This is a genomic window from Tardiphaga sp. GW821-FHT12E02, from assembly GCF_058807155.1.
Genome location: NZ_JBXAQK010000001.1, coordinates 4,666,958 through 4,688,423, shown reverse-complemented (window position 1 = coordinate 4,688,423; position 21,466 = coordinate 4,666,958). Strand labels below are relative to the sequence as shown.

Here is a 21,466-nt window from a genome sequence, read left to right as displayed (position 1 = left end):
AGAGGATGGACACGGCGATGGTCATGGCCAACAATGGCGGCATGACCTATCGCCACAGCATCGGCAGCACGACTTACAGTTTCGCGCATCTCCGCGATCTGCTCGCCAAGGCGACGCCGCCACGGTCCGGCGATCGGCTTGCGGGAGTTGCTGCGGAAACCGCCGAGCAGATGATCGCCGCGCGGATGGCGCTGGCGGATTTGCCGCTGCGGCAATTCCTGAACGAAGCCGTGATCCCTTATGAAACCGACGAGGTCACGCGCCTCATCGTCGATGGTCACGACGTTGCGGCCTTCGCGCCGATCGCATCGCTGACTGTCGGCGGCTTTCGCGACTGGCTGCTGTCCGACGCGGCGACGTCCGATTCGTTGAAGACGCTTGCTCCCGGTGTCACGCCGGAAATGGCGGCTGCGGTGTCCAAACTGATGCGCAATCAGGATCTGATCCTGGTGGCGAAGAAATGCGAGGTCGTCACCCGCTTTCGCAACACGATCGGCCTGCGCGGCCATATGAGCGTGCGGCTGCAGCCGAATCATCCCTTCGACGACATGCGCGGCATCGCGGCCTCGACGCTCGATGGCCTGATGCTCGGCGCCGGCGATGCCTGTATCGGCATCAATCCGGCCAGCGACGATCCCGCCATGCTCGGCCAGCTGGTGCGGATGCTGGATGACGTCATCGTCAAGCTCGGCATCCCCACGCAAAGCTGCGTGCTGACCCATGTCACCACCTCGATCGACCTGATCGCGCAGGGCGCACCGGTCGATCTCGTCTTCCAGTCCATCGCCGGCACGGAGGCTGCCAACAGAAGCTTCGGCATCGATCTCGCGCTGCTGAAGGAAGCGCACGAGGCTGGGCTGTCGCTGAAGCGCGGCACGGTCGGCGACAATGTCATGTATTTCGAGACCGGGCAGGGCTCGGCACTGTCGGCCGATGCCCATCATGGCGTCGATCAGCAGACCCTTGAGGCGCGCGCTTATGCGGTGGCGCGCGCCTTCTCGCCGTTGCTGGTGAACAGCGTGGTCGGCTTCATCGGCCCCGAATATCTCTATGACGGCAAGGAGATCATCCGCGCCGGGCTGGAGGATCATTTCTGCGGCAAATTGCTCGGCCTGCCGCTCGGCGTGGATGTCTGTTACACCAACCATGCCGAGGCCGATCAGGACGACATGGACAATCTCCTGACGCTGCTCGCGGCTGCCGGCGTCAATTTCATCATGGGCGTGCCGGGCGCCGACGATGTCATGCTGAATTACCAGTCCACGTCCTTCCACGATGCGCTTTATCTCCGCGATCTGTTCGGCCTGAAGCGGGCACCGGAATTCGACGCCTGGCTGGTCCAGGCGGGAATCGCCAATGACGATTTGCGCATTCGCGACCAGGGCGCAGCGCTTCCGGCTTTCGCGGCCAGGCTGATTGCCTGACGCATCACGTCCGCGTCACCGGCCGTCACAATCTTGAAGAAATTCTGGCCCAGATTCATCGCACGTGGTTAGATTTAGACAAAGCATGCGAACAGGATTGGAACGGTTTTATCTCGGCGACGTTGTTGAAGGTTCAGCGCAGGGACCGCTGATGGATTCGCAGAGGTTATTTTATGAGAGCTGAGGGCAGGCAGACGGTACGGCGCATCTTGTGCGTCTTTCCGCGATACACCTCTTCATTTGGCACGTTTGAATATTCCTATCCCCTGACTGATAGCGTCCAGGCGTTCATGCCGCCGCAGGGGCTGTTGCTGATTGCGGCCTATATGCCCGAGAATTGGGAAGTCCGCTTCATCGACGAGAACATCAAAACGGCCACGCCGAACGATTTCCTCTGGGCTGAAGCCGTCCTCGTCAGCGGCATGCATATCCAGCGCTCGCAGATGAATGACATATGCCACCGCGCGCATTCCTATGATCTCCCGGTCGCCATTGGTGGTCCGTCGGTGTCGTCCTGCCCGGATTACTATCCGGCCTTCGATTATCTCCATATCGGCGAACTCGGCGATGCCACCGACAAACTGATCGATATTCTGGAGAAGGACACCAAGCGTCCTGCCCGCCAGGTCGTGCTGAAGACGGCCGACCGGTTGGACATGACGGAGTTTCCGATCCCGGCCTATGAGCTGGCGGATATTCCGCGCTATTTCCTGGGCTCGATCCAGTATTCGTCGGGCTGCCCGTATCAGTGCGAATTCTGCGATATTCCCGGCCTCTATGGCCGCAATCCGCGGCTGAAGACGCCGCAGCAGATCACGGCCGAACTCGACAAGCTGCTCGAATGCGGCATCATGGGGTCGGTCTATTTCGTCGACGACAATTTTATCGGCAATCGCAAGGCTGCGCTCGATCTGCTGCCGCATCTGGTCGAATGGCAGAAGAAGACCGGCTTTGTCCTGCGGCTGTCCTGCGAGGCGACGCTGAACATCGCCAAGCGGCCGGAAATCCTCGCGCTGATGCGCGATGCCTGGTTCGGCACCATCTTCTGCGGCATCGAGACGCCGGATCCCGTCGCATTGAAGGCGATGAAGAAGGACCACAACATGGTCCTGCCGATCATGGAATCCATCGAGGTGCTGAACTCGTTCGGTATGGAAGTGGTGTCCGGCATCATCCTTGGCCTCGATACGGATCGCCCGGAGACGGGCCAGGCGCTGCTCGATTTCGTCGATGCGTCGCAGATCCCGCTGCTCACCATCAATCTGCTGCAGGCCCTGCCGCAAACGCCGTTGTGGGATCGCCTCAAGAAGGAAGGCCGTCTCAACGAGGAGGAAGGCCGCGACTCCAATGTGGACTTCCTGCTGCCTTACGAGGATGTCGTGAAGAGCTGGCGCCGTGCCATGGGCAGTGCCTATGTGCCGGAAAAGCTGCTCGAGCGGTTCGAATACCAGATCACGCACACCTATCCGCATCGCATCAAACCGCCCGTCGGCGCGATGCTGACGCCGAAAAACATCCGCCTTGGCCTGGTGATGTTGCGCAACATCTTCTGGAAAGTCGGTGTGCTCGGCGACTACAAGCGCGCGTTCTGGAAATTTGCCTTCCGCCGCATCGTCCGCGGCGAGATCGAATATCTGATCTCGGCGATCATGGTTGCGCATCACCTGATCAACTTCGCCCGCGACGCCTCGGGTGGTCAGACCAATGCGTCCTACTATTCGATGAAGCTGCAGGACACGGCAGCTGCGGTTCCGGCTGAGTGAAGCTCCGCCCTCATCCTGAGAAGCGATCCACCTGGATCGCGTCTCGAAGGATGGCTGCGCACTCCAGTCCATGGTTCGAGACGGCGCTACGCGCCTCCTCACCATGAGGGTGGTGTTTTGGGTGGCAATCGGCAAAGTGGCCATATGAGCGAACGCAACGACCCAATCGCGCATTCCAGCCCGTCGATCGCCGATCTGCGCCGGCTCACGCCGGCGCGTGTCGCTCTCGGCCGCGCCGGTGCCAGCCTGACGACGCAGGCGTTGCTGGATTTCACCCTTGATCATGCCCGTGCCCGCGATGCCGTGCATGCACCATTCGAGGCCACAGCGATTGTCGCAGCTCTGGTGGAGCAGGGGCGTGAGGCAGTGGCTGTGTCCAGCCTGGTCGCCGATCGCGCCGATTACCTGAAACGTCCCGATCTCGGCCGCAAGCTCGCGCCCGAATCGAAAAAGCTGCTCGAAGCGCACGGCAGCGCTGGCTGCGACATCGCACTGGTCATTGCCGATGGCCTCTCGCCTGCGGCCGTGAATGCCCATGCACTTGGTCTGGTGGCAGCGTTGCTACCAAAGCTCGATGGCCCGTCGGTTGGGCCAGTAACGGTAGCCAGTGGCGCACGCGTGGCGCTTGGCGACGAGATCGGCGCACTGCTCGATGCGCGGATGAGCATCGTGCTGATTGGCGAGCGGCCGGGTCTGTCCGCGCCGCACAGCCTTGGCGTCTATGTCACCGTCGCGCCCAAACCGGGCCGCAGCGATGCCGAGCGGAACTGCGTGTCCAATATCCAGTCGGCAGGGCTGAGTTTCGACGAGGCTGCGGTCAAGATCGCGTGGTTGGCGCGCGAGGGGCTGCGACGCGGTATCACCGGTGTGACCTTGAAGGACGAAAGCGGGCTACAATTGGCCGCACCGGCCGCAAAGCCTGACTAAGACAGCTATCGCCGCAAATCGTGACCTGAAATCGTGACTTGGTGATTGCGCCCTGCGCCAGCGTCGCCTTGCGAATAGTCATACAGAACTGCTACACCGCCAGCGAATTTACCGCGCAATTTCAAGGGCTAGAGCACAGCATGGACCATATGAGCTCCCACGACGCCGACATCAAGAAATTGGGGCGTGGGCCGTCCAGCATTGCCTTCGGCCTGGAGCGTATCGGCCTGATCGCGGTCAAGGCGCCGATTCTGTCCTGCATCATCCTGCTGGCGCTGGTTGTCGGCGCGATCTTCGGTATCCAGCGCATCAAGATCGACGATTCGCTGAGCCAGCTGTTCCGCTCCGACAGCAAGGAATACAAACAATATGAGGAAGTAACGAAGCGCTTCCCCTCCACCGAATTCGACGTGCTGGTGGTGCTGGAAGGCAAGACGCTGCTCTCCCGCGACAATCTCGAAAAGATGCGCGACCTCGTCACCGACATGCAGCTGGTCGATGGCGTGCGCGGCCTGATCTCGATCTTCTCGGCGCGGCAGACGCCGGCGCCAGGCAAATTGCCGGCAGCTTTGTTCCCGAACGAGCTGCCCGAAGGCGCCGCCTATGACCAGTTCATCGAGACGGTCAAACAGAACGAGCTGATCCGCGGCAAGCTGTTGTCCGATGACGGCACGCTGGCGCTTGTTGTGCTGTCACTCGATCCGGCGGTGGTCAGCAACAACAAGCTGAGCACGGTGATCGCCGAGATCCGCAAGACGATGAATGAGGATCTGGCGGATTCCGGGCTCACCAAGGAATTGTCCGGCGTGCCGGTCATGCAGCTCGAAATCCGCAATGCAGTCGAGCGCGACGGCCTGATCTACAATGTCGCCGGCATTCTTGCCGGCTGCATCATCGCCATCATCTTCTTCCGCAAGATCTCCTTCATGATCATCGCGGCGTTCCCGCCGCTGCTGGCGATCCTGTTGTCGCTCGGCGCGCTGGGCTGGGCCGGCTTCAGCCTCAACATGTTCCTCAATGTGATGACGCCGCTGATCATGGTGATCAGTTTCGCCGACTCCATGCAGCTCACTTTCGCGGCGCGCGATCGCCTGATTGCCGGTGAAGACAAATACTCTGCCTTCACCAATGCCGTGCGCGTGGTCGGTCCGGCCTGCGTGTTGACACATGGCACAGCCGGCATTTCGTTCCTGGCGCTGCAGTTCTCGGACTCTGACCTGATCCGTGCTTTCGGTGAAGCGGGGCTGACCGCGACCATCATCGCGCTGGTCGCGGTGCTGTCGCTGGTGCCGGTGTTCGGCGTGCTGCTGGTCCGTAACGAAAAGATCTTTGCCGCCAAGTTTCAGGCGGCCGATTCCGGCGTGCAGGCGCTGCGCGCATTTTGTTACTGGATCGCCGTACGCATGGTCGGTCGTCCCGGCCTGTTCAGCCTGATCTCGCTGCTGGTGGTGCTCGGCCTCGGCACCGTCTATGCGAGCCTGGAGCCGCGCTATCGTCTGGCCGATCAGGTGCCGGACAAGGAGCAGGCGGTCGCGGCCAGCGGACGCCTCGATGCCAAGCTCACCGGTGCCAATCCGATCGATATCCTGATCGAATTCCCCAAGGGCGCCGATCTCTATTCGCAGGACACGCTGGATACCATCGCGCAGGTCCATAGCCTGGTGGAGAAGCAGGCCGGCGTGGGCAATGTCTGGTCGCTGGAGACGCTGCGGCGCTGGCTGGCGGAGAAGGCGGGCTCGACCGACGTCGCAACGCTGAAGGAATATGTCAGCGTCATTCCGGAGCATCTGGTGCGCCGCTTCATCTCGGCGGATCAGACTGCGGTGGTGGTCTCCGGACGCGTGCCGGATAGCGATTCAAGCAAGATCCTCCCGGTGGTCGACAAGCTCGATGCGGCTCTCAACACGGTGCGCTCCGCGCATCCCGGCTACGAGATCGCTGTGACAGGCCTGTCCGCCATCGCCGCGCGAAACAGCGCCGGCATGATCGAGAAGCTCAATCACGGCCTGACCATCGAATTCGGCCTGGTTGCTGTGTTCATCGGCCTCGCATTCCGCTCCTGGGTGGTGATGCTGGCCTGTATCCTGCCGGGCATTTTCCCGGTGGTGCTGTCGGGCTTCGTGTTGTGGCTGCTCGGCGAAGGGCTTCAATTCGCCAGTGTGGTGGCGCTCACGGTCTCGTTCGGCCTCGGCCTGTCCGCGACCATCCACTTCCTCAACCGCCTGCGTCTGGAAGATACGCCGGGCACCGATCCTGCTGTCGCCGTCGAACGCGCGACCGTGCTGGTCGGTCCGGCGCTGATCCTCACCACGGTGGTGTTGGCCTGCGGCCTCGTGGTGACGGTGTTCTCGGATCTGCCCTCGTTGCGCCTGTTCGGCTGGCTCAGTGCCTTCTCGATGGTGGCAGCACTGGTCGCCGACCTCTTCATCCTGCGCCCGACCTCGATGTGGCTGATTCAGCTGCAGCAGAAGCTCACCGGCAAATCGACGCTGGCGAAGGAGCGCGACTAGAGCATGATCCCGAAACGTGGATACCGGTTTTCGGATAAGATCATGCTCTAACTTAAGGTCGTTGCCAGCGCGGCGCCGGAAAAGGCGTCGCGCCGGCGCGTCACGAATTTGATCAGAAAGTCGGCGACCGCGCGGGAGCGCGCGGTTCTGCTCTGGGTCGGGTGGGTGATCAGATAGATTCCCTCGCGGGGCGTTGCCGGACCCATTTCGATGCGCGTGACACCGGGCGTAGCGTCGCCCACATAGCAGGGAAGCACGCCGACCCCGAGGCCTGCAGCGACGGCCGCGCGGCACACCACGGTCGAACTGGCTTCGATGGCCGGCGTTCGTCCTTCGGTCAGGCTGACCATCCATTTTCGCTCCGGCATGTCGCGGCTTGCATCCGACAGCAGGATGAACGGCATCTCTTCCAAAGTTGCGCCCGCGCGCATCTGCAGGGCCAGATTATTGTGGGCGTAGAGCGCGAAGCGGTAGTCGCAAAGCCGTCGGATCCCCAGTTCATTGGGAACGGCGAGGCTGATCCGCAAGGCGACGTCGGCATGGCCGCGCCGGAAATCGTCGAACTGCATGTCGGCGCACAGGGAAATCCGGATCGATGGGTGCGCGGTGCGGAATTCACCCAGTGCGTCGGTGAGTGCGTGACAGATCAGCGCCTGCGGCGCCGCTACGCGGACGATTCCTTCGAGCCCTGAATTGGGACCGTCGATCAACTGAGGAAGCGCGTCAAAGGCTTCCGCAATGGATCGCGCTTTGGCCATCAGCATCGTTGCAGGCGGGCTGACGACCATGCGGCCGTCGTTGCGTTCGAACAGTCTGGTGTTCAGCGCGCCTTCGAGGGTCGCCAACCGCCGCAGCACAGTGCTGTGACTGACACCGAGCCGCCTGGCGGCGCCGAGCGCAGTGCCGCTCGCCTCGATGGCCAGGACATATCGCAGGTCGTCCCAAGTGAATGCCGCCATCGGATCTTCCCCTGTCTATCGATGCGAACCGTATTTGCATTTTCAGACAGTTCCAATGCCGATTCCGGCATCCGTGTTGCTTGGAAATGCGGGAGCGCGGCAGCAGCCGGATCGTAATATTTCACGGGGATGTATGATGGGCATAAAGCAATTCCTGCTGGCGACTGCACTGCTCGCCGGCTTGTCTCAGGTCGCGCGCGCCGAAGATAAGGCCCTGCTGCAACTCGACTGGATCGCGAGCGGTGAGCACGCCGCTTATTACGCCGGCATGCAGCGCGGCTTCTTCAAGGATGCCGGCATCGATCTCAGCATCGTCAGAGGTTACGGATCGGGCGACACGGTCAATAAGGTGGCAGCCGGAGCGGCCAAGTTCGGCGTGGCGGATGTCGGCGCGGTGTTGGCGGGGCGTGCGCAACAGCAGGTGCCGGTGAAGTCGATCGTGGCGGTCTACACGCACTCGCCGCATTCGCTCTTCATCCTGAAATCATCCGGTGTGAAGGGGTTCAAGGATCTCGCAGGCAAGAAGATCGCCATCAGCCCCGGCAACAGCCACAAGATCTATTTTCCGGAAGTCGCGCGCCGCGTCGGCGTCGATCCGGAGAGCGTGAACTGGGTGACGACCGATGCGTCGGCCATGGCGGCCATGCTGATCGCCAAGCGTGTCGATGCCGCGCCCTTCTATTCCATCCACCAATACTACCAGAACAAGGCCGCGATGCAGGCGGGCGAAGAGATCGTCTCGCTGCCCTTCGTGTCGGTCGGCTTTGCGATCTACGCATCCTCGCTGGTCGCCACCGACGAGACCATCAAGACCAATCCGGATCTGGTGAAGCGCTTCGTTGGCGCCGCCGTGAAGAGCTATGCCTGGGCGCGCGACAATCCGGTCGAGACCTGCAAGCTGCATGTCCAGAAGAACCCGGAAGTGCTGCAGGACGAGTGCGAGGGCTCGCAGAAGGCCACCATGACCTTCATCTTCAACGATCATCAGAAGGCGACCGGGCAGGGCCATTTCGACAAGGAACGCCTGCAGACGACGTGGAAGGCCGTGGCTGAAAGCCTCAAGCTGGATGCGTCCTGGGATCCGTCGCAGGCGATCGACGACAGCTTCGTGCCATGATCTCGCTTGCCCGGGTCGGCAAGACCTTCAAGACGCGTCGCGGCGGTCATGTGCAGGCGCTGGATGACATCTCGGTGTCGATCCAGCCGGGAGAGTTCGTCGCCATTGTCGGCGCGTCCGGCTGCGGCAAGTCAACCTTGCTGCGCATGGTCGCCGGCCTCGTGCAGCCCGACATCGGCCATCTCACATTGGACGGCAAGCTCGTCACCGAGGCGACCGAAGGAACGGCGATGGTCTTCCAGGCACCGACCTTGTTGCCGTGGATGACTGTCGAGCGGAATGTCACGTTTCCGCTCAGCCTGTCCGGCCGTGACGGACCGGACGCGCGCGAACGCGCTCGCGCGCTCTTGCGGTCGGCTGGCCTTGCCGGCTTCGAGCAGCGGATGCCGCGCGAACTTTCGGGGGGCATGCAGCAGCGCGTTGCCATCTGCCGCGGCCTTGTGCAACAGCCGCGTATCCTGCTCATGGATGAACCATTCGGCGCGCTCGATGCGCTGACGCGCGAGGAGATGAGCCTCTCTTTGCTGGCCTTGTGGCAGGCCAATCCGATGGCCGTGCTGTTTGTCACCCATTCGATTTCCGAGGCCGTGATGCTGGCGGATCGGGTGATCGTGATGTCGCCGCGGCCGGGGCGTATTGCTGAAATCATCGATGTCGGGTTGCCGCGTCCGCGTTCGTTCGATCAGGAAGCCAGCGCGGAATTCCACCGCTGTTCGAAACTGATCCGGCATCGCATTTACGGTGGAGCGGCCCGTGCTCATTAATGCTGCGCTCTGGGGGCGGCGACACCTGCCGGTGATCGTATCGAGCGTGCTGTTCCTGGCCAGCTGGGAAGTGATCTGTCTGGCGTTCGGGATCAGGCCATTCCTGCTGCCACGTCCCAGCGTCATCTGGACGACCATCGTGCCGATCTGGCCGAACGTCCTCATGCATACGATGACGACCTTGCGGACGGTGCTGCTTGGCCTGCTGGCCTCGATCGTCATCAGCCTTCCGCTTGCAATGCTGATCGCGAGTTCGCGCACGATCTCCAAAGCGATCTACCCGCTGCTGGTGCTGACGCAATCGATCCCGAAGGTCGCGCTCGCGCCGATCCTTTTGGTCGCGCTCGGCGCCAATGAGCTATCGCGTGTGGTCATCACCTTCCTCGTCGCCTTCTTTCCGCTGGTGGTGAGCTCGGTGGCCGGCTTGCTGGCAACGCCGCCCGAACTGGTCGAGCTCGGACGATCGTGCCGGGCGACCCGCCTGCAGCAATTGCTGCGCATACGTTTGCCCTATGCGCTTCCATTCGTGTTCGGCGGGCTGCGGGTGGCCGCTGCGCTCTGTGTGGTCGGGGCCGTTGTCGCTGAATTCGTCGGCTCCGATTCCGGGCTCGGCTATCTGATCCAGACCTCGATGGCGTTCTTCCGCACCCCGGTCGCGTTCGGTGCCGTGGCCATTCTTGCGATCATGGGCATCGCGCTGTTCCTTCTGGTCGAAGTCATCGAACGCCTGCTCGTGCCGTGGTCCAGCAATCTGGACAATTCTTCCAACGACGACAACTAGGTCAGATCCAATGGCAAAAAATCACCCGGGATATGTGCTGGTCCGCGATGCCGTCATCGCCGATGCCGGTGTTCGCCGCGGAACGACAGGGGATATTCTGATCAAGGACGGCATCATCGCCGAGATTGGTCCCAACCTTGCCGCGCCGGATGGTGCGGAGATCGTCGATGCGTCCGGCATGCTCGTTCATGCCGGCCTGATCAATGCTCACACCCATGGCCATGGCGGCCTCGGTCGCGGGCAGGGTGACCGCTGGACACTGGAAGTGCTTTTGGCTGCTGCGCCCTGGATCAGCGGCAGCCGGTCACTTCAGGATAAGAAACTCACAACGCAGATCTGTGCCGCTGAAATGGTGTTGAAGGGCTGCACGGCAGCCTATGACCTGTATTACGAATATCCGGCGCCGAGCATCGATGGCATGGATGCTGTCGCGGAAGCCTATGCCGAAGTGGGCATGCGTGCCGTGCTTGCGCCGATGGTCGCAGATCACAGCTTCTATGAAGCCATTCCAGGCCTGCGTGACGCCCTTCCGGACGATCTTCAGCAGCAGGTTGATCGACTGCGTCTTGGACCCGGCGATCGCACCATCGCGGCGATCGGATCGATCCTGGAGCGCTGGAAGTGGTCGGCGCATGACATTCGTCCGGCGGTGGCACCGACGATTCCTGCCCATTGCAGCGACAGCTTCATGTGCGGCTGCGCCAAGCTGGCCCGCGACTACAACATTCCGATGCAGAGCCATGTCGGCGAAAGCAAGGTGCAGGCCGTGGTCGGCAAGGAACGCTACGGCAAGACGCTCGTGGCGCATCTCGACGCGCTCGGGCTGATCAACGAAAAATTTTCCGCAGCCCACGCGGTCTGGCTGGACGACGACGACTTCCGGCTGATGGCTGATCGCGGGGCATCGCTGGCGCATAACGCCGGCAGCAATATGCGATTGGGCAATGGCCTGTTCCGGATGCGGCGCGCGCTCGATCTCGGCGTCAATGTCGGGATCGGTACCGACGGGGCGAATTGTTCGGATAACCAGAACATGTATGAGGCGATGCGCTATGCATCGATGGCGTCGAAAGTGCAGGGGCCGGATCCTCGTAAATGGGCGGCCGTCGAAGAAATCTATCATGCAGCGACCGCGGGTTCAGCGCGAACGCTCGGCCTCGACAAAGCCGGCGCGCTGGCGCCGGGCTACAAGGCAGATATCGTTTTTGTAAGCCTGCACGCCATCAACTGGATCCCGCATAACTGGACCGTCAACCAGCTGGTTCATTCCGAGGACGCGACATCGGTGCGCCATGTCATGATCGGCGGCACCTTCGTGGTGCGCGATGGCCGCTTGCTGACAATGGATCTTGCCAAACTCGCCCGCGAGGCGGAGGCGGCGCGCGAGCGGCTCGAGGCGCTCAATGCCGAATGGCGCGGTCTGTTCGATCGCCTGGAGCCCGTGGTCGCATCGTTCTGCCCGGGGCTGGCAGCGCGTCCCTACCAGATCAATCGTTACCTCTGCGATGAGGTGGAGGGCTGACGAGTCGTTCGGCCGGAAGCCACTTCCACCGATGTCGTCGCCCGGCTTGACCGGGCGATCCAGTATACACGGGCATCGCGGGCCGTCTCCGCCGCCTGCGTGTACTGGATCACCCGCTTTCGCGGGTGATGACAGTGTGAGTGCGATCAGCCTTTGGTCATGCTGATATTGACGCCGCGAATCTCGCCCTTGGACGAGATCGAGACGTTCTGCTTGTTGCCCTTCGTCGTCAGCGTGATGTTCGCCGCAAAGCCTGCTGCTTCGACGAAGACATCGATCTGGCCGCCGCCGGCCTTGCCGTTCAGGTTGCCATAGACGTTGCGGCTCGCTTCGCTCCAGCTGCCGGAAACGTTGCTGCCGTCGCTCTTCACATTGCTGGCGAGGTCGAATTTGTAGCTGTCGCTGGCGCAGCGCAGGCTCTGTTCGAGCGCATTTCCGCCGCCACCCACTTTGTAGCTGGCGCGGCAGCGAATCTTCTCCGAGGAGCCGTCGGACATGGTCACGGTGCCGGTGCCGCTCCAGTTGCCGTCAAAACCGGCAAAAGGGGCAGATTGGGCGTGGCTCGCCGAAACCGACAGCATCAGAATCGCGCCAGCGCCAGCAGCCTTGAGGGCGTGACCGAGCAGCTTGGCAGAAGAAATCGTCATGTTTGGTATCCCCGAAAAGTTTGGCACCGCGCCGGCAACAGGGTGCCGCGACGCTTCGGACGTAAGTGTCGCGGCGGTTGGAACAGGTTCAATTCGGCAATGAGCAGCAATCGTGACATTGACGCTAGCCGAAACGGTTCCGGTTGAACATTGGGTTCCGTTTTGCTCGGCGCAACTGGTCCGGGACTGACCTTTGCGCCATATGACGCATTCGTGTCCGTCCGGTATGGCCCGCGCGGCAGGTGCAACCTTTGGCCGCATTTTACGGGTTAACCGGCTTGCGGCCTGTGTCTCGCATGCATCCCTCGCCATGAATGTGAGGAAATCGCCGTCGATCGGGATCGCTCTTCAGGTGCGATCGTTACTGATTATGCTATGCACCCAGCGGGCTGACTCTCGCTTGCTCAATTGAAGGACGACAATGCGTAAAATTTTCCTGGCTTTGACCGTGATTGCCGTATCTGCCTCGACCGGCGCATTGGCCCAGCAGCAAACCCAAGGCCGCAGCGGCACCGAGGCTGAGCAGAAGGCTTGCTCGCGCGATGTGCAGAAGCTGTGCCGCACCGTGATGGATCAGGGCGATCTGGTGATTCTGTCCTGCCTGAAGGAAAATCGTCCCAAGATCAGCAAGGCCTGCAACGACGTGCTGGTCAGCCACGGCCAGTAAGCGTCAAAGCGCACGACGTCAGGCCTGTGGTCGGTACCGCAGGCCTGTTTCATGAGTAGTCCGGCGCGGCTTTGGCCGCAGCCGAGGTGCCATATTGGCATTGGTTTTGTTGGCCGATTTGGCCTATATGGGGCCGAGAGGCGTCCGCCTGCCGGTATTTTAGGACCGTGACAGCCCCTCCGTTTCACCCCCGTCTTGATTGAACGAAGCCGAGATTGATGACCCCTGCGAGCGAGCTGCGATCTGGCAAGACCGATCGCGACGAGAATTTTCCGGTCGCGTCCTGGATCATCCACAAGCGCCACCGGGCGCTGATTCTGGCGTTCTACAATTTCGTCCGCACCGCCGACGATATCGCCGATCATCCGCTGCTGGATGCCTCGACCAAGCTGACCATGCTGGATGAGCTGGAAACGGGTTTGCTCGGCGAACACGACGAGCAGGCTGAAGCCAACACGCTGCGTGAGGCCTTTGCCGAGCGCGGCATGCCGCCGCGCCATGCGCTCGATCTGCTCACCGCGTTCCGGATGGACGTCACCAAGCTGCGCTATGCGGATTGGGACGAGCTGATCCATTACTGTTCATTCTCGGCGATGCCCGTTGGTCGCTTCATGCTGGAAGTGCATGGCGAGGACAAAGCGACATGGCCCGCGTCGGATGCCATCTGCGCGGCGCTGCAGATCAACAATCACCTGCAGGATTGCGCCAAGGATTACCGCGAGCTCGACCGCGTGTATCTGCCGCAGGACATCATGCAGCGACATGGCGTCAGCGTCGAAGCGCTCGACAAGCCAAAATCGTCGCCGGAATTGCTGGCGTGTCTGCGCGATCTCGTGGCGCGCAACGAGGCGCTGCTGCACGAAGGCGACAGCCTGACGGTGCACATGGCGGACACCCGCTTTGCCTGCAATATCGCGGTGATCGAGAAATTCGCCTGGGAAATTTCGAAACTGCTGCGGGTGCGCGATCCGCTGAGCGAGAAGGTGCATCTCTCCAAAGGCAGCATGGCCGGCTATGCGCTCGCCGCCATGGCGGGCTGCCTGTGGCGTCGCGCGACCACGTCCGCGCCGATCTCGCGCCCGGCGGCAGGCAAATGAATCAGATGACCACCCAAACCGAACCCAGCGAAGTCCAGGGCGTCGCCGCCAGCTCGTCGTTCTATTCGGCGATGCGCATCCTGCCGCGCGAGCAGCGCGATGCCATGTTCCAGATCTACAGCTTCTGCCGTCAGGTCGACGACATCGCCGACTCTCACGAGGCGCGTGACCTTCGCCTGAGCCAGATGCAGCAGTGGCGCGAGGATATCGAGGCGCTCTATGCCGGCAATCCGCCGCCGCGGGTGCGCGATTATGTCGAGCCGATCAAGCGCTTCGGCATGCTGAAGGAAGACTATCTCGCCGTCATCGATGGCATGGAGATGGATATCCCTGCCGATATCCGTGCGCCCGATGAAGCGACCTTCGATCTCTATTGCGATCGCGTGGCCAGCGCCGTCGGCCGCCTGTCGGTCAAGGTGTTCGGCATGCCCGATGCAGATGGCGTGTTGCTCGCCCATCATCTTGGCCGCGCGCTGCAGATCACAAATATCCTGCGCGACATCGATGAGGACGCCACGCTCGGCCGTCTCTATCTGCCACGCGAGCTGCTCTTCCATGCCGGTATCACTTCCAGCGATCCGCAGGTGGTGATCAAGGAGAAGGCGCTGCCGAAGGTTGCCGCACCGCTGGTGCGCCGCGCGCAGGACCACTTCAAAGAGTCCGACAAGATCATGGCCCGCAACAAGCGCCGCAGCGTCCGCGCGCCGCGGATCATGTCGAAATACTACCACGCCATCCTGGAATTGCTGGTGAAACGCGGCTTCGCTTTGCCGCGCGATCCCGTTCGTCTCGGCAAGGCCTCCAAGATAGCGATCCTGCTGCGATACGCGATCATCTGATGTCCAAAACCGCTCATATCATCGGCGCCGGCGTGTCCGGCCTGGCCGCTGCGATCCGGCTGAACAATGCCGGCTATCAGGTCCATGTGCATGAAGCGACCCAGCAGGCCGGTGGCCGCTGCCGCTCCTATTTCGATGCGCAGACCGGCCTCACCATCGACAACGGCAATCACCTTGTCCTGTCAGGCAACAGCCACGTCATCAACTACGCAAAGTCGATCGGCACCGAAGCGGGACTGGTCGGCCCGGCGCGTGCGCAATTCGCTTTTGCCGATGTGAAGACCGGCAAGCACTGGCAGCTCGATCTCGGCGATGGCCGCATTCCGACCTGGCTGTTCGATGCGTCGCGCCGCGTGCCCGATACGTCGGTCGGCGATTACTTCGCGCTGACGCCGCTGATCTGGGCCGGCAATGACAAGCTCGTCGGCGACACCATCAAATGCGAAGGCGTGCTCTATGATCGCCTTGTGCAGCCGCTGCTGCTGGCTGCGCTCAATGTTGATCCGCCGGAAGGCTCGGCCGGTCTTGCCGGTGCCATCGTGCGCGAGACGCTGCTGGCGGGCGGGCAGGCATGCCGTCCGCTGATCGCGCGCTCCGGCCTCAGCGACGTGCTGGTCGAGCCGGCGATCGAATTGCTGCGCAAGAAGGGCGCGGGCGTTCATTTCGGCCACGAGCTGCGCAGCTTCACCATGGCCGGCGAGCGCATCAGCGAACTGAAATTCGGCGAAGGCGATGTGATCGCGCTGGGCGCCGATGACGTCGTCATCATGGCCGTGCCTGCCTGGTCGGCGAAGAACCTGCTGCCCGGCGTGAAGACGCCGACGGAAATGCGCGCCATCGTCAATGCGCATTTCAATTATGTGCCGCCGGCCGGTCACGCACCGATCATCGGCGTCGTCGGTGGTGTCGTGGAATGGCTGTTCGCCTTCCATAATCGCCTGTCGATCACCATCAGCAATGCCGACCGCTTCGTGAACGTGCCGCGCGAGGAATTCGCGCAGCAGATCTGGGACGAGATCTGCAAGATCTCGAACATCCAGGCGCCGTTGCCGGCCTGGCAGATCGTGCGTGAGCGCCGCGCCACCTTTGCCGCCACACCGGCGCAGAATGCATTGCGTGCCGGCACGCGGACCGATTTCAAGAACCTGTTCCTGGCTGGCGACTGGACCGATACCGGTCTGCCCGCCACCATCGAAGGCTCGATCCGCTCCGGCGATCGCGCCGCCGACATGGCACTCGGAAAGGTCTGAACCAAAGCGCGGTTCAGGCACCCCAAGTGTCACGACACGTACGGAGATCAAGCAAACATCATGTCATCGACCACTTCCGAACTCACCATCGACAACGCGAAGCTGGAGAGCAGCATCGCATCGGCCAAGAAGAGCCTGCTGGACTTCCAGCAGAGCGACGGCCACTGGGTGTTCGAGCTCGAAGCCGATGCCACGATTCCGGCCGAATATGTGCTGATGCGGCACTTCCTCGCCGAGCCCGTCGATGCCGAACTCGAAGGCAAGATTGCCAATTATCTGCGCCGCATCCAGGGCGAACACGGCGGCTGGCCGCTGGTGCAGGACGGTCCGTTCGACATGAGCGCGACGGTGAAGGCTTATTTTGCGCTGAAGATGATCGGCGATGACATCGACGCGCCGCATATGAAGCGTGCGCGCGAGGCGGCGCTGGAGCGCGGCGGCGCGATCAACGCCAATGTGTTCACGCGTTTTCTGCTCGCCACGTTCGGCGTGACCAGCTGGCGCAGCGTTCCGATGCTGCCGGTGGAGATCATGCATCTGCCGAAGTGGTTTCCGTTCCACCTCAACAAGATGTCCTATTGGGCGCGCACCACCGTCGTGACCCTGCTCGTCTTGGCGGCCAAGAAGGCGCGCGCCAAGAATCCGAAGGGCGTCGGTATCGACGAGCTGTTCCTGCAGGATCCGCGCTCGATCGGCACGCTGGCGCGCGCGCCGCATCAGAACCGCGCATGGTTCGCGTTCTTCACCGGCATCGACAAGCTGTTGCGCTTTGCCGAACCTTACTTTCCGAAAAAGTTTCGCCAGAGCGCCATCGACAAGGCGACCGCTTTCTTCGAGGAGCGCCTGAATGGCGAGGATGGCATCGGCGCCATTTTCCCGCCGATGGCCAATGCTGTCATGATCTACGACGTCCTTGGCTATCCCGAGGACTATCCGAAACGTGCGATCCAGCGTCGTGGCATCGACAAGCTGCTCGTCGTCAAGGATCACGAAGCCTATTGCCAGCCTTGCGTCTCGCCGGTATGGGACACCGCGCTGACCGCGCATGCCATGCTGGAAGCCGGCGGCGAAGATGCGTTTGCGCAAGCCGAGCGCGGACTCGACTGGCTGGTGCCGCGGCAGGAATTGGAAGTGAAGGGCGACTGGGCGGAGAACCGTCCGGACCTGCGACCGGGTGGCTGGGCCTTCCAGTACAACAACGCGCATTATCCCGATCTCGACGACACCGCCGTCGTGATGATGGCGATGGACCGCGCGCGCCGGCAGACTGGGTCCAAGGACTATGACCACGCCATCGATCGCGGCAAGGAGTGGATCCTTGGCATGCAGAGCAGCGACGGCGGCTTCGCGGCCTTCGACGTCGATAACAATCACGACTTCCTCAACAATATCCCGTTCTCGGATCATGGTGCGCTGCTCGATCCGCCGACCGAGGACGTGACCGCACGCTGCGTCTCGATGCTGGCGCAACTGGGCGATACCGTTCAGACCTCGAAGCCGCTGGCCGATGCCGTGGAGTATCTTCGCCGCACCCAGCTCGCCGAGGGATCCTGGTATGGCCGCTGGGGCCTCAATTACATCTATGGAACCTGGTCGGTCCTCTGTGCCCTGAATATGGTCGGCGTGCCCCATCAGGACCCGGCGATGCGCAAGGCGGTGGCCTGGCTGTATTCGATCCAGAATGAGGACGGCGGTTGGGGCGAGGATGCCGTCAGTTACCGTCTCGACTACCAGGGATTCGAGGCTGCTCCGTCCACATCGTCGCAATCGGCATGGGCCTTGCTTGCACTCATGGCAGCAGGCGAGGCCGATAATCCGGCGGTGGAGCGCGGAATGCGATACCTAATGGCCACACAGAACGAAAAAGGACTGTGGGACGAGGCCCGATACACCGCCACCGGCTTCCCGCGCGTGTTTTATCTGCGATATCATGGCTACTCGAAATTCTTCCCGCTCTGGGCGTTGGCGCGGTTCCGGAATTTGCAGAGCACCAACAGCAGGACGGTCGGAGTCGGAATGTGATTTTGGCGACTGGGGGCATTGCGGCAACGGCCACTTCGGTGGACCCGCGGCCGGTATTGATCGTGACGGGACTGGTCCAGGAAGCGAAGATCGCTGCCGGGCCGGGGATGACGGTCATCTGTTCCTCCAGCGATCCGGTTCAGCTTCGCAGCCTGCTCGCCGATATCGATCCTCTTAGCATCCGCGGCGTGATCTCCTTCGGCGTCGCCGGTGGCCTCGATCCCGTGCTCAAGACGGGCACCGTCGTTCTGGCCACGGAAGTGGTCGCAGCCGGCCAGGTCTGGGCGGCCTCCGAACAGCTCAGCGCTGAACTGTTGGCAGGCTCGGGCGTCGGCAATCAGACGGTCGTGCGCGGCGGTCTGGTCGGCGTCGAGAAGGTTGTCACGGGGCAGGCTGGCAAGGCTGCGCTGCGCTCGGAATTCGGCGCCTCGGCCGTCGATATGGAAAGCCACATCGCCGCGGAATTCGCGGCACTCGCCGGGCTGCCTTTCGCGGCACTTCGCGTCGTCAGCGATCCCGCCACCCGTGCGCTTCCCGAAATCGCGACCACCGCGATCAAGCCGAATGGCGATGTCGATCTCGGCAAGGTGCTGCGCGGTATTGCGCGCAACCCGCTGGTGATCCGGGCGCTGGTCTCCACCGGCCGCGACTTCAACCGCGCCCTGCGCAGCCTGAAGGATTGCCGCAGCTTTCTGCTGAGCCGCATCGGGCTGGCACAGGTCGAAGCTTAATCTCCGTCCCGCACGATCTCCGTCCCTCATGGTGAGGAGCGCGCATTTGCGCGCGTCTCGAACCATGAGCTGGCTTGGCTCCGAGCGTGCGGCCGTAGGATGGGTTGAGCGGCGGCCAAAGGCCGGCGCGACAACCCATCGGCGGAGCCTGTCACGGTCGACGGACAGCATGGGTTTTCGCTACGCTCAACCCATCCTACGAACGTCACGTTACAACAAAAAAGGGCGCGATCTGCATCGCGCCCTTTTTGCTATCTGGATGTAATCGCCTTACGCGGCGGTCGAAGCCGATGCGGCGGCTTCCGCCTTGGCTGCCTTCGCTGCGGCCTTCTCGGCTGCTGCGGCGGCTTCTTCCTTGCGGATGTCCGAGAGGCGCTTCTGCACTTCCGACGAGAACACATACTGCGCCGGGCGCTGCTTGCTGAGGTCGAGCTCAGGCGCCATCGGGCCCGAGGTCTTCACGCCGCGGATCGCCACCCACATGGCCTTCAGCGGATTGCTGAGCGCTGCATCGGCCGCGGTTGGCTCGTAACCGCAATGGGCCATACAGTCGGCGCACTTCTCGTACTTGCCGGTGCCGTAGGTGTCCCAATCGGTGGTGTCCATCAGCTCCTTGAAGGTCTGCGTATAACCTTCACCGAGCAGGTAGCAGGGCTTCTGCCAGCCAAAGATGTTGCGGGCAGGCATGCCCCATGGCTTGCACTCGTATTCCTGGTTGCCGGCGAGGAAGTCGAGGAACAGGCCGGAATGCATGATGTTCCACTTCTTGCCCTTGCCGAGGGCAAAGACGTCGCGGAACAGCTTCTTGGTCTTGGTGCGGTTCAGGAAGTGCTCCTGATCCGGCGCACGCTCATAGGCGTAACCGGGCGACATCGAGACGCCGACGCCGAGCTCCACGGTGTAGTCGAGGAACTTGGCGATGTCCTCGGCCGCATGACCGTCGAAAATGGTCGCATTGACGTTGACCGAGAAGCCGCGGTCCTTGGCAGCCTTGATCGCGGCGACGGCCTTGTCGAACACGCCTTCCTGCGACACGGCCTTGTCATGATGGTCCTTGAGACCATCGAGATGCACCGAGAAGAACAGGTAGGGCGACGGCGTGAAGAGGTCGAGCTTCTTCTCCAGCAGCAGTGCGTTGGTGCAGAGCGAGACGAACTTCTTGCGCTCCACCAGGCCGCGCACGATCTCGCCGATTTCCTTGTGGATCAGCGGTTCGCCGCCCGGGATCGCAACCATCGGCGCGCCGCATTCGTCGGCGGCGTCCCAGCATTCCTGCGCGCTCATGCGGCGATTCAGGATTGCATTGGGATAATCGATCTTGCCACAGCCGACGCAGGCGAGGTTGCAGCGGAACAGCGGCTCGAGCATCAGCACGAGCGGATAGCGCTTCCGGCCCAGCAGCTTCTGCTTCATCAGATAGCCGCCGATTTTGATTTCTTTGAAGAACGGAATTGCCATTACAATTTTCTCTCTGGGCATCTTCAGTGAAGAAGGTGGATCAAACCGCGGTCAGTTCAGCGGGCAGTCGAAATTCAATCGTCTCTTCGAGTCCCGGCAGTACCGACACCGAGACCGGTCCGATGCGCCGCAAGGTTTCAATCACGTCGTCTACAAGCACTTCCGGCGCCGAAGCACCAGCCGTAATGCCGACAGTCCGCGCGCCCCGAATCCATTCCGGGTTCAACTCGCTGCCATCGGCGATGAGGTAGCTCGCGACACCAACCTCGGTCCCGATCTCTCGGAGGCGGTTGGAGTTGGAACTGTTGGCCGCCCCCACGACCAGGATCACGTCCACGAGCCGGCTGAGGTCTCTTACCGCAGATTGGCGGTTTTGTGTCGCATAGCAGATATCGCGGGTGTCTGGACCCTGAATATCGCTAAATCTTGCGTGTAACGCGGAAATGATGTCGCGTGTGTCATCTACGCTGAGGGTCGTCTGGGTGATGTAGGCGACCGGTTCATCCATGGGAACCGTCAGCGCCGCGACATCGGCGATGCTCTGGACGATATGGATGGGACCTGGAACCTGTCCCAGGGTACCATCGACTTCGGGATGGCCGGCGTGGCCGATCAGAATCACGGTCCGGCCCTTGGCGACATAGCGTCGACCCTGGTTATGGACCTTGGCGACGAGCGGGCAGGTGGCGTCCAGCACCGGCAATCCACGCTCTTCGGCTTCTTCCTCAACGCTGCGGGCCACGCCATGGGCGCTGAACACCGTCATGGCGCCGTCAGGCACTTCGGAGAGTTCCTCGACGAAGATGGCGCCCTTGGCCCTCAGGGTCTCGACCACATGCTTGTTGTGCACGATCTCGTGGCGGACATAGACCGGCGCGCCGTAGCGCTCGAGCGCCCGCTCCACGATCTCGATGGCCCGGACCACGCCTGCACAAAATCCGCGAGGCTGGGCCAGGTAGATTTCAAGGGGACGGGGGCGATCAAGCAC

At 62.2% G+C, this 21,466-nt stretch carries 18 protein-coding genes; 14 read left to right on the top strand and 4 right to left on the bottom strand.

The features are described from left to right. Nucleotides 1–41 precede the first annotated feature (41 nt). The 4 genes from AC1RQ5_RS22290 to AC1RQ5_RS22275 all read left to right on the top strand — a co-directional run bounded on the left by AC1RQ5_RS22290 (nt 42) and on the right by AC1RQ5_RS22275 (nt 6,624). Complete coding sequence (locus AC1RQ5_RS22290) at nt 42–1,424, top strand: ethanolamine ammonia-lyase subunit EutB (RefSeq protein ID WP_493203520.1); 1,383 nt, start codon at nt 42–44, stop codon at nt 1,422–1,424. Nucleotides 1,425–1,597: 173 nt separating this feature from the next. Beyond that, nucleotides 1,598–3,187, top strand: a complete 1,590-nt coding sequence (locus tag AC1RQ5_RS22285; protein ID WP_493201836.1) for a B12-binding domain-containing radical SAM protein — start codon at nt 1,598–1,600, stop codon at nt 3,185–3,187. Nucleotides 3,188–3,331: 144 nt separating this feature from the next. Further along, the gene (eutC, locus tag AC1RQ5_RS22280) at nt 3,332–4,114 is read left to right on the top strand and encodes an ethanolamine ammonia-lyase subunit EutC (RefSeq protein ID WP_493201834.1); all 783 of its coding nucleotides are present in this window, start codon (nt 3,332–3,334) and stop codon (nt 4,112–4,114) included. Nucleotides 4,115–4,263: 149 nt separating this feature from the next. Continuing rightward, entirely contained in the window at nt 4,264–6,624 is a 2,361-nt protein-coding gene (locus AC1RQ5_RS22275) for an efflux RND transporter permease subunit (protein WP_398481383.1), read from the top strand. Nucleotides 6,625–6,671: 47 nt separating this feature from the next. Here AC1RQ5_RS22275 and AC1RQ5_RS22270 read toward each other — a convergent pair whose 3' ends face one another. Further along, nucleotides 6,672–7,583: a LysR family transcriptional regulator gene (locus tag AC1RQ5_RS22270; protein WP_493201831.1), complete on the bottom strand. Its 912-nt coding sequence runs from the start codon at nt 7,581–7,583 to the stop codon at nt 6,672–6,674. 136 nt (nt 7,584–7,719) lie between these two features. On the opposite strand from AC1RQ5_RS22270, the gene AC1RQ5_RS22265 reads away from it, so the two are divergent. From AC1RQ5_RS22265 to AC1RQ5_RS22250, 4 genes are read left to right on the top strand one after another with little or no spacing between them, the layout of a single operon-like run. Further along, nucleotides 7,720–8,700 (top strand): ABC transporter substrate-binding protein, encoded by a 981-nt coding sequence (locus AC1RQ5_RS22265; protein WP_493201829.1) that lies wholly within the window; start codon nt 7,720–7,722, stop codon nt 8,698–8,700. Further along, nucleotides 8,697–9,464 (top strand): ABC transporter ATP-binding protein, encoded by a 768-nt coding sequence (locus tag AC1RQ5_RS22260; protein WP_493201827.1) that lies wholly within the window; start codon nt 8,697–8,699, stop codon nt 9,462–9,464. Before AC1RQ5_RS22265 ends, AC1RQ5_RS22260 begins: the two co-directional genes overlap by 4 nt. Continuing rightward, a complete protein-coding gene (locus AC1RQ5_RS22255; RefSeq protein ID WP_398481375.1) occupies nt 9,454–10,245 on the top strand; it encodes an ABC transporter permease in 792 nt (263 codons plus the stop codon). The genes AC1RQ5_RS22260 and AC1RQ5_RS22255 overlap by 11 nt, the downstream gene beginning before the upstream one ends. Nucleotides 10,246–10,255: 10 nt before the next feature. Continuing rightward, on the top strand, nt 10,256–11,767 hold the full coding sequence (locus AC1RQ5_RS22250; protein WP_493201825.1) for an amidohydrolase family protein: 1,512 nt from the start codon (nt 10,256–10,258) through the stop codon (nt 11,765–11,767). A 146-nt stretch (nt 11,768–11,913) separates the two neighbouring features. On the opposite strand, the gene AC1RQ5_RS22245 is transcribed toward AC1RQ5_RS22250, so the two are convergent. After that, the gene (locus AC1RQ5_RS22245) at nt 11,914–12,414 is read right to left on the bottom strand and encodes a hypothetical protein (protein WP_398481370.1); all 501 of its coding nucleotides are present in this window, start codon (nt 12,412–12,414) and stop codon (nt 11,914–11,916) included. A gap of 421 nt (nt 12,415–12,835) precedes the next feature. Between AC1RQ5_RS22245 and AC1RQ5_RS22240 the strand changes: the two genes are divergently transcribed. The 6 genes from AC1RQ5_RS22240 to AC1RQ5_RS22215 all read left to right on the top strand — a co-directional run bounded on the left by AC1RQ5_RS22240 (nt 12,836) and on the right by AC1RQ5_RS22215 (nt 19,020). Beyond that, entirely contained in the window at nt 12,836–13,081 is a 246-nt protein-coding gene (locus tag AC1RQ5_RS22240) for a hypothetical protein (protein WP_398481368.1), read from the top strand. A gap of 218 nt (nt 13,082–13,299) precedes the next feature. Then, on the top strand, nt 13,300–14,178 hold the full coding sequence (gene hpnC / locus AC1RQ5_RS22235) for a squalene synthase HpnC (protein WP_398481366.1): 879 nt from the start codon (nt 13,300–13,302) through the stop codon (nt 14,176–14,178). Between the two features lie 5 nt (nt 14,179–14,183). Further along, nucleotides 14,184–15,017 carry a presqualene diphosphate synthase HpnD gene (gene hpnD / locus AC1RQ5_RS22230; RefSeq protein WP_493201822.1) on the top strand — a complete coding sequence of 278 codons (834 nt, stop codon included), beginning with the start codon at nt 14,184–14,186 and terminating at the stop codon, nt 15,015–15,017. Next, nucleotides 15,017–16,267, top strand: a complete 1,251-nt coding sequence (hpnE, locus tag AC1RQ5_RS22225; protein WP_398481361.1) for a hydroxysqualene dehydroxylase HpnE — start codon at nt 15,017–15,019, stop codon at nt 16,265–16,267. Before hpnD ends, hpnE begins: the two co-directional genes overlap by 1 nt. A gap of 60 nt (nt 16,268–16,327) precedes the next feature. After that, entirely contained in the window at nt 16,328–18,289 is a 1,962-nt protein-coding gene (gene shc / locus AC1RQ5_RS22220) for a squalene--hopene cyclase (RefSeq protein WP_493201820.1), read from the top strand. Further along, a complete protein-coding gene (locus tag AC1RQ5_RS22215) occupies nt 18,286–19,020 on the top strand; it encodes a phosphorylase (RefSeq protein ID WP_398481356.1) in 735 nt (244 codons plus the stop codon). Before shc ends, AC1RQ5_RS22215 begins: the two co-directional genes overlap by 4 nt. 270 nt (nt 19,021–19,290) lie before the next feature. Here the strand turns inward: AC1RQ5_RS22215 and hpnH are convergent, their stop codons facing one another. Together hpnH and ispH are read right to left on the bottom strand one after the other, a co-directional pair. After that, the gene (hpnH, locus tag AC1RQ5_RS22210) at nt 19,291–20,478 is read right to left on the bottom strand and encodes an adenosyl-hopene transferase HpnH (RefSeq protein WP_398481354.1); all 1,188 of its coding nucleotides are present in this window, start codon (nt 20,476–20,478) and stop codon (nt 19,291–19,293) included. 40 nt (nt 20,479–20,518) lie between these two features. Then, nucleotides 20,519–21,466 (bottom strand): 4-hydroxy-3-methylbut-2-enyl diphosphate reductase, encoded by a 948-nt coding sequence (ispH, locus tag AC1RQ5_RS22205; RefSeq protein ID WP_493201818.1) that lies wholly within the window; start codon nt 21,464–21,466, stop codon nt 20,519–20,521.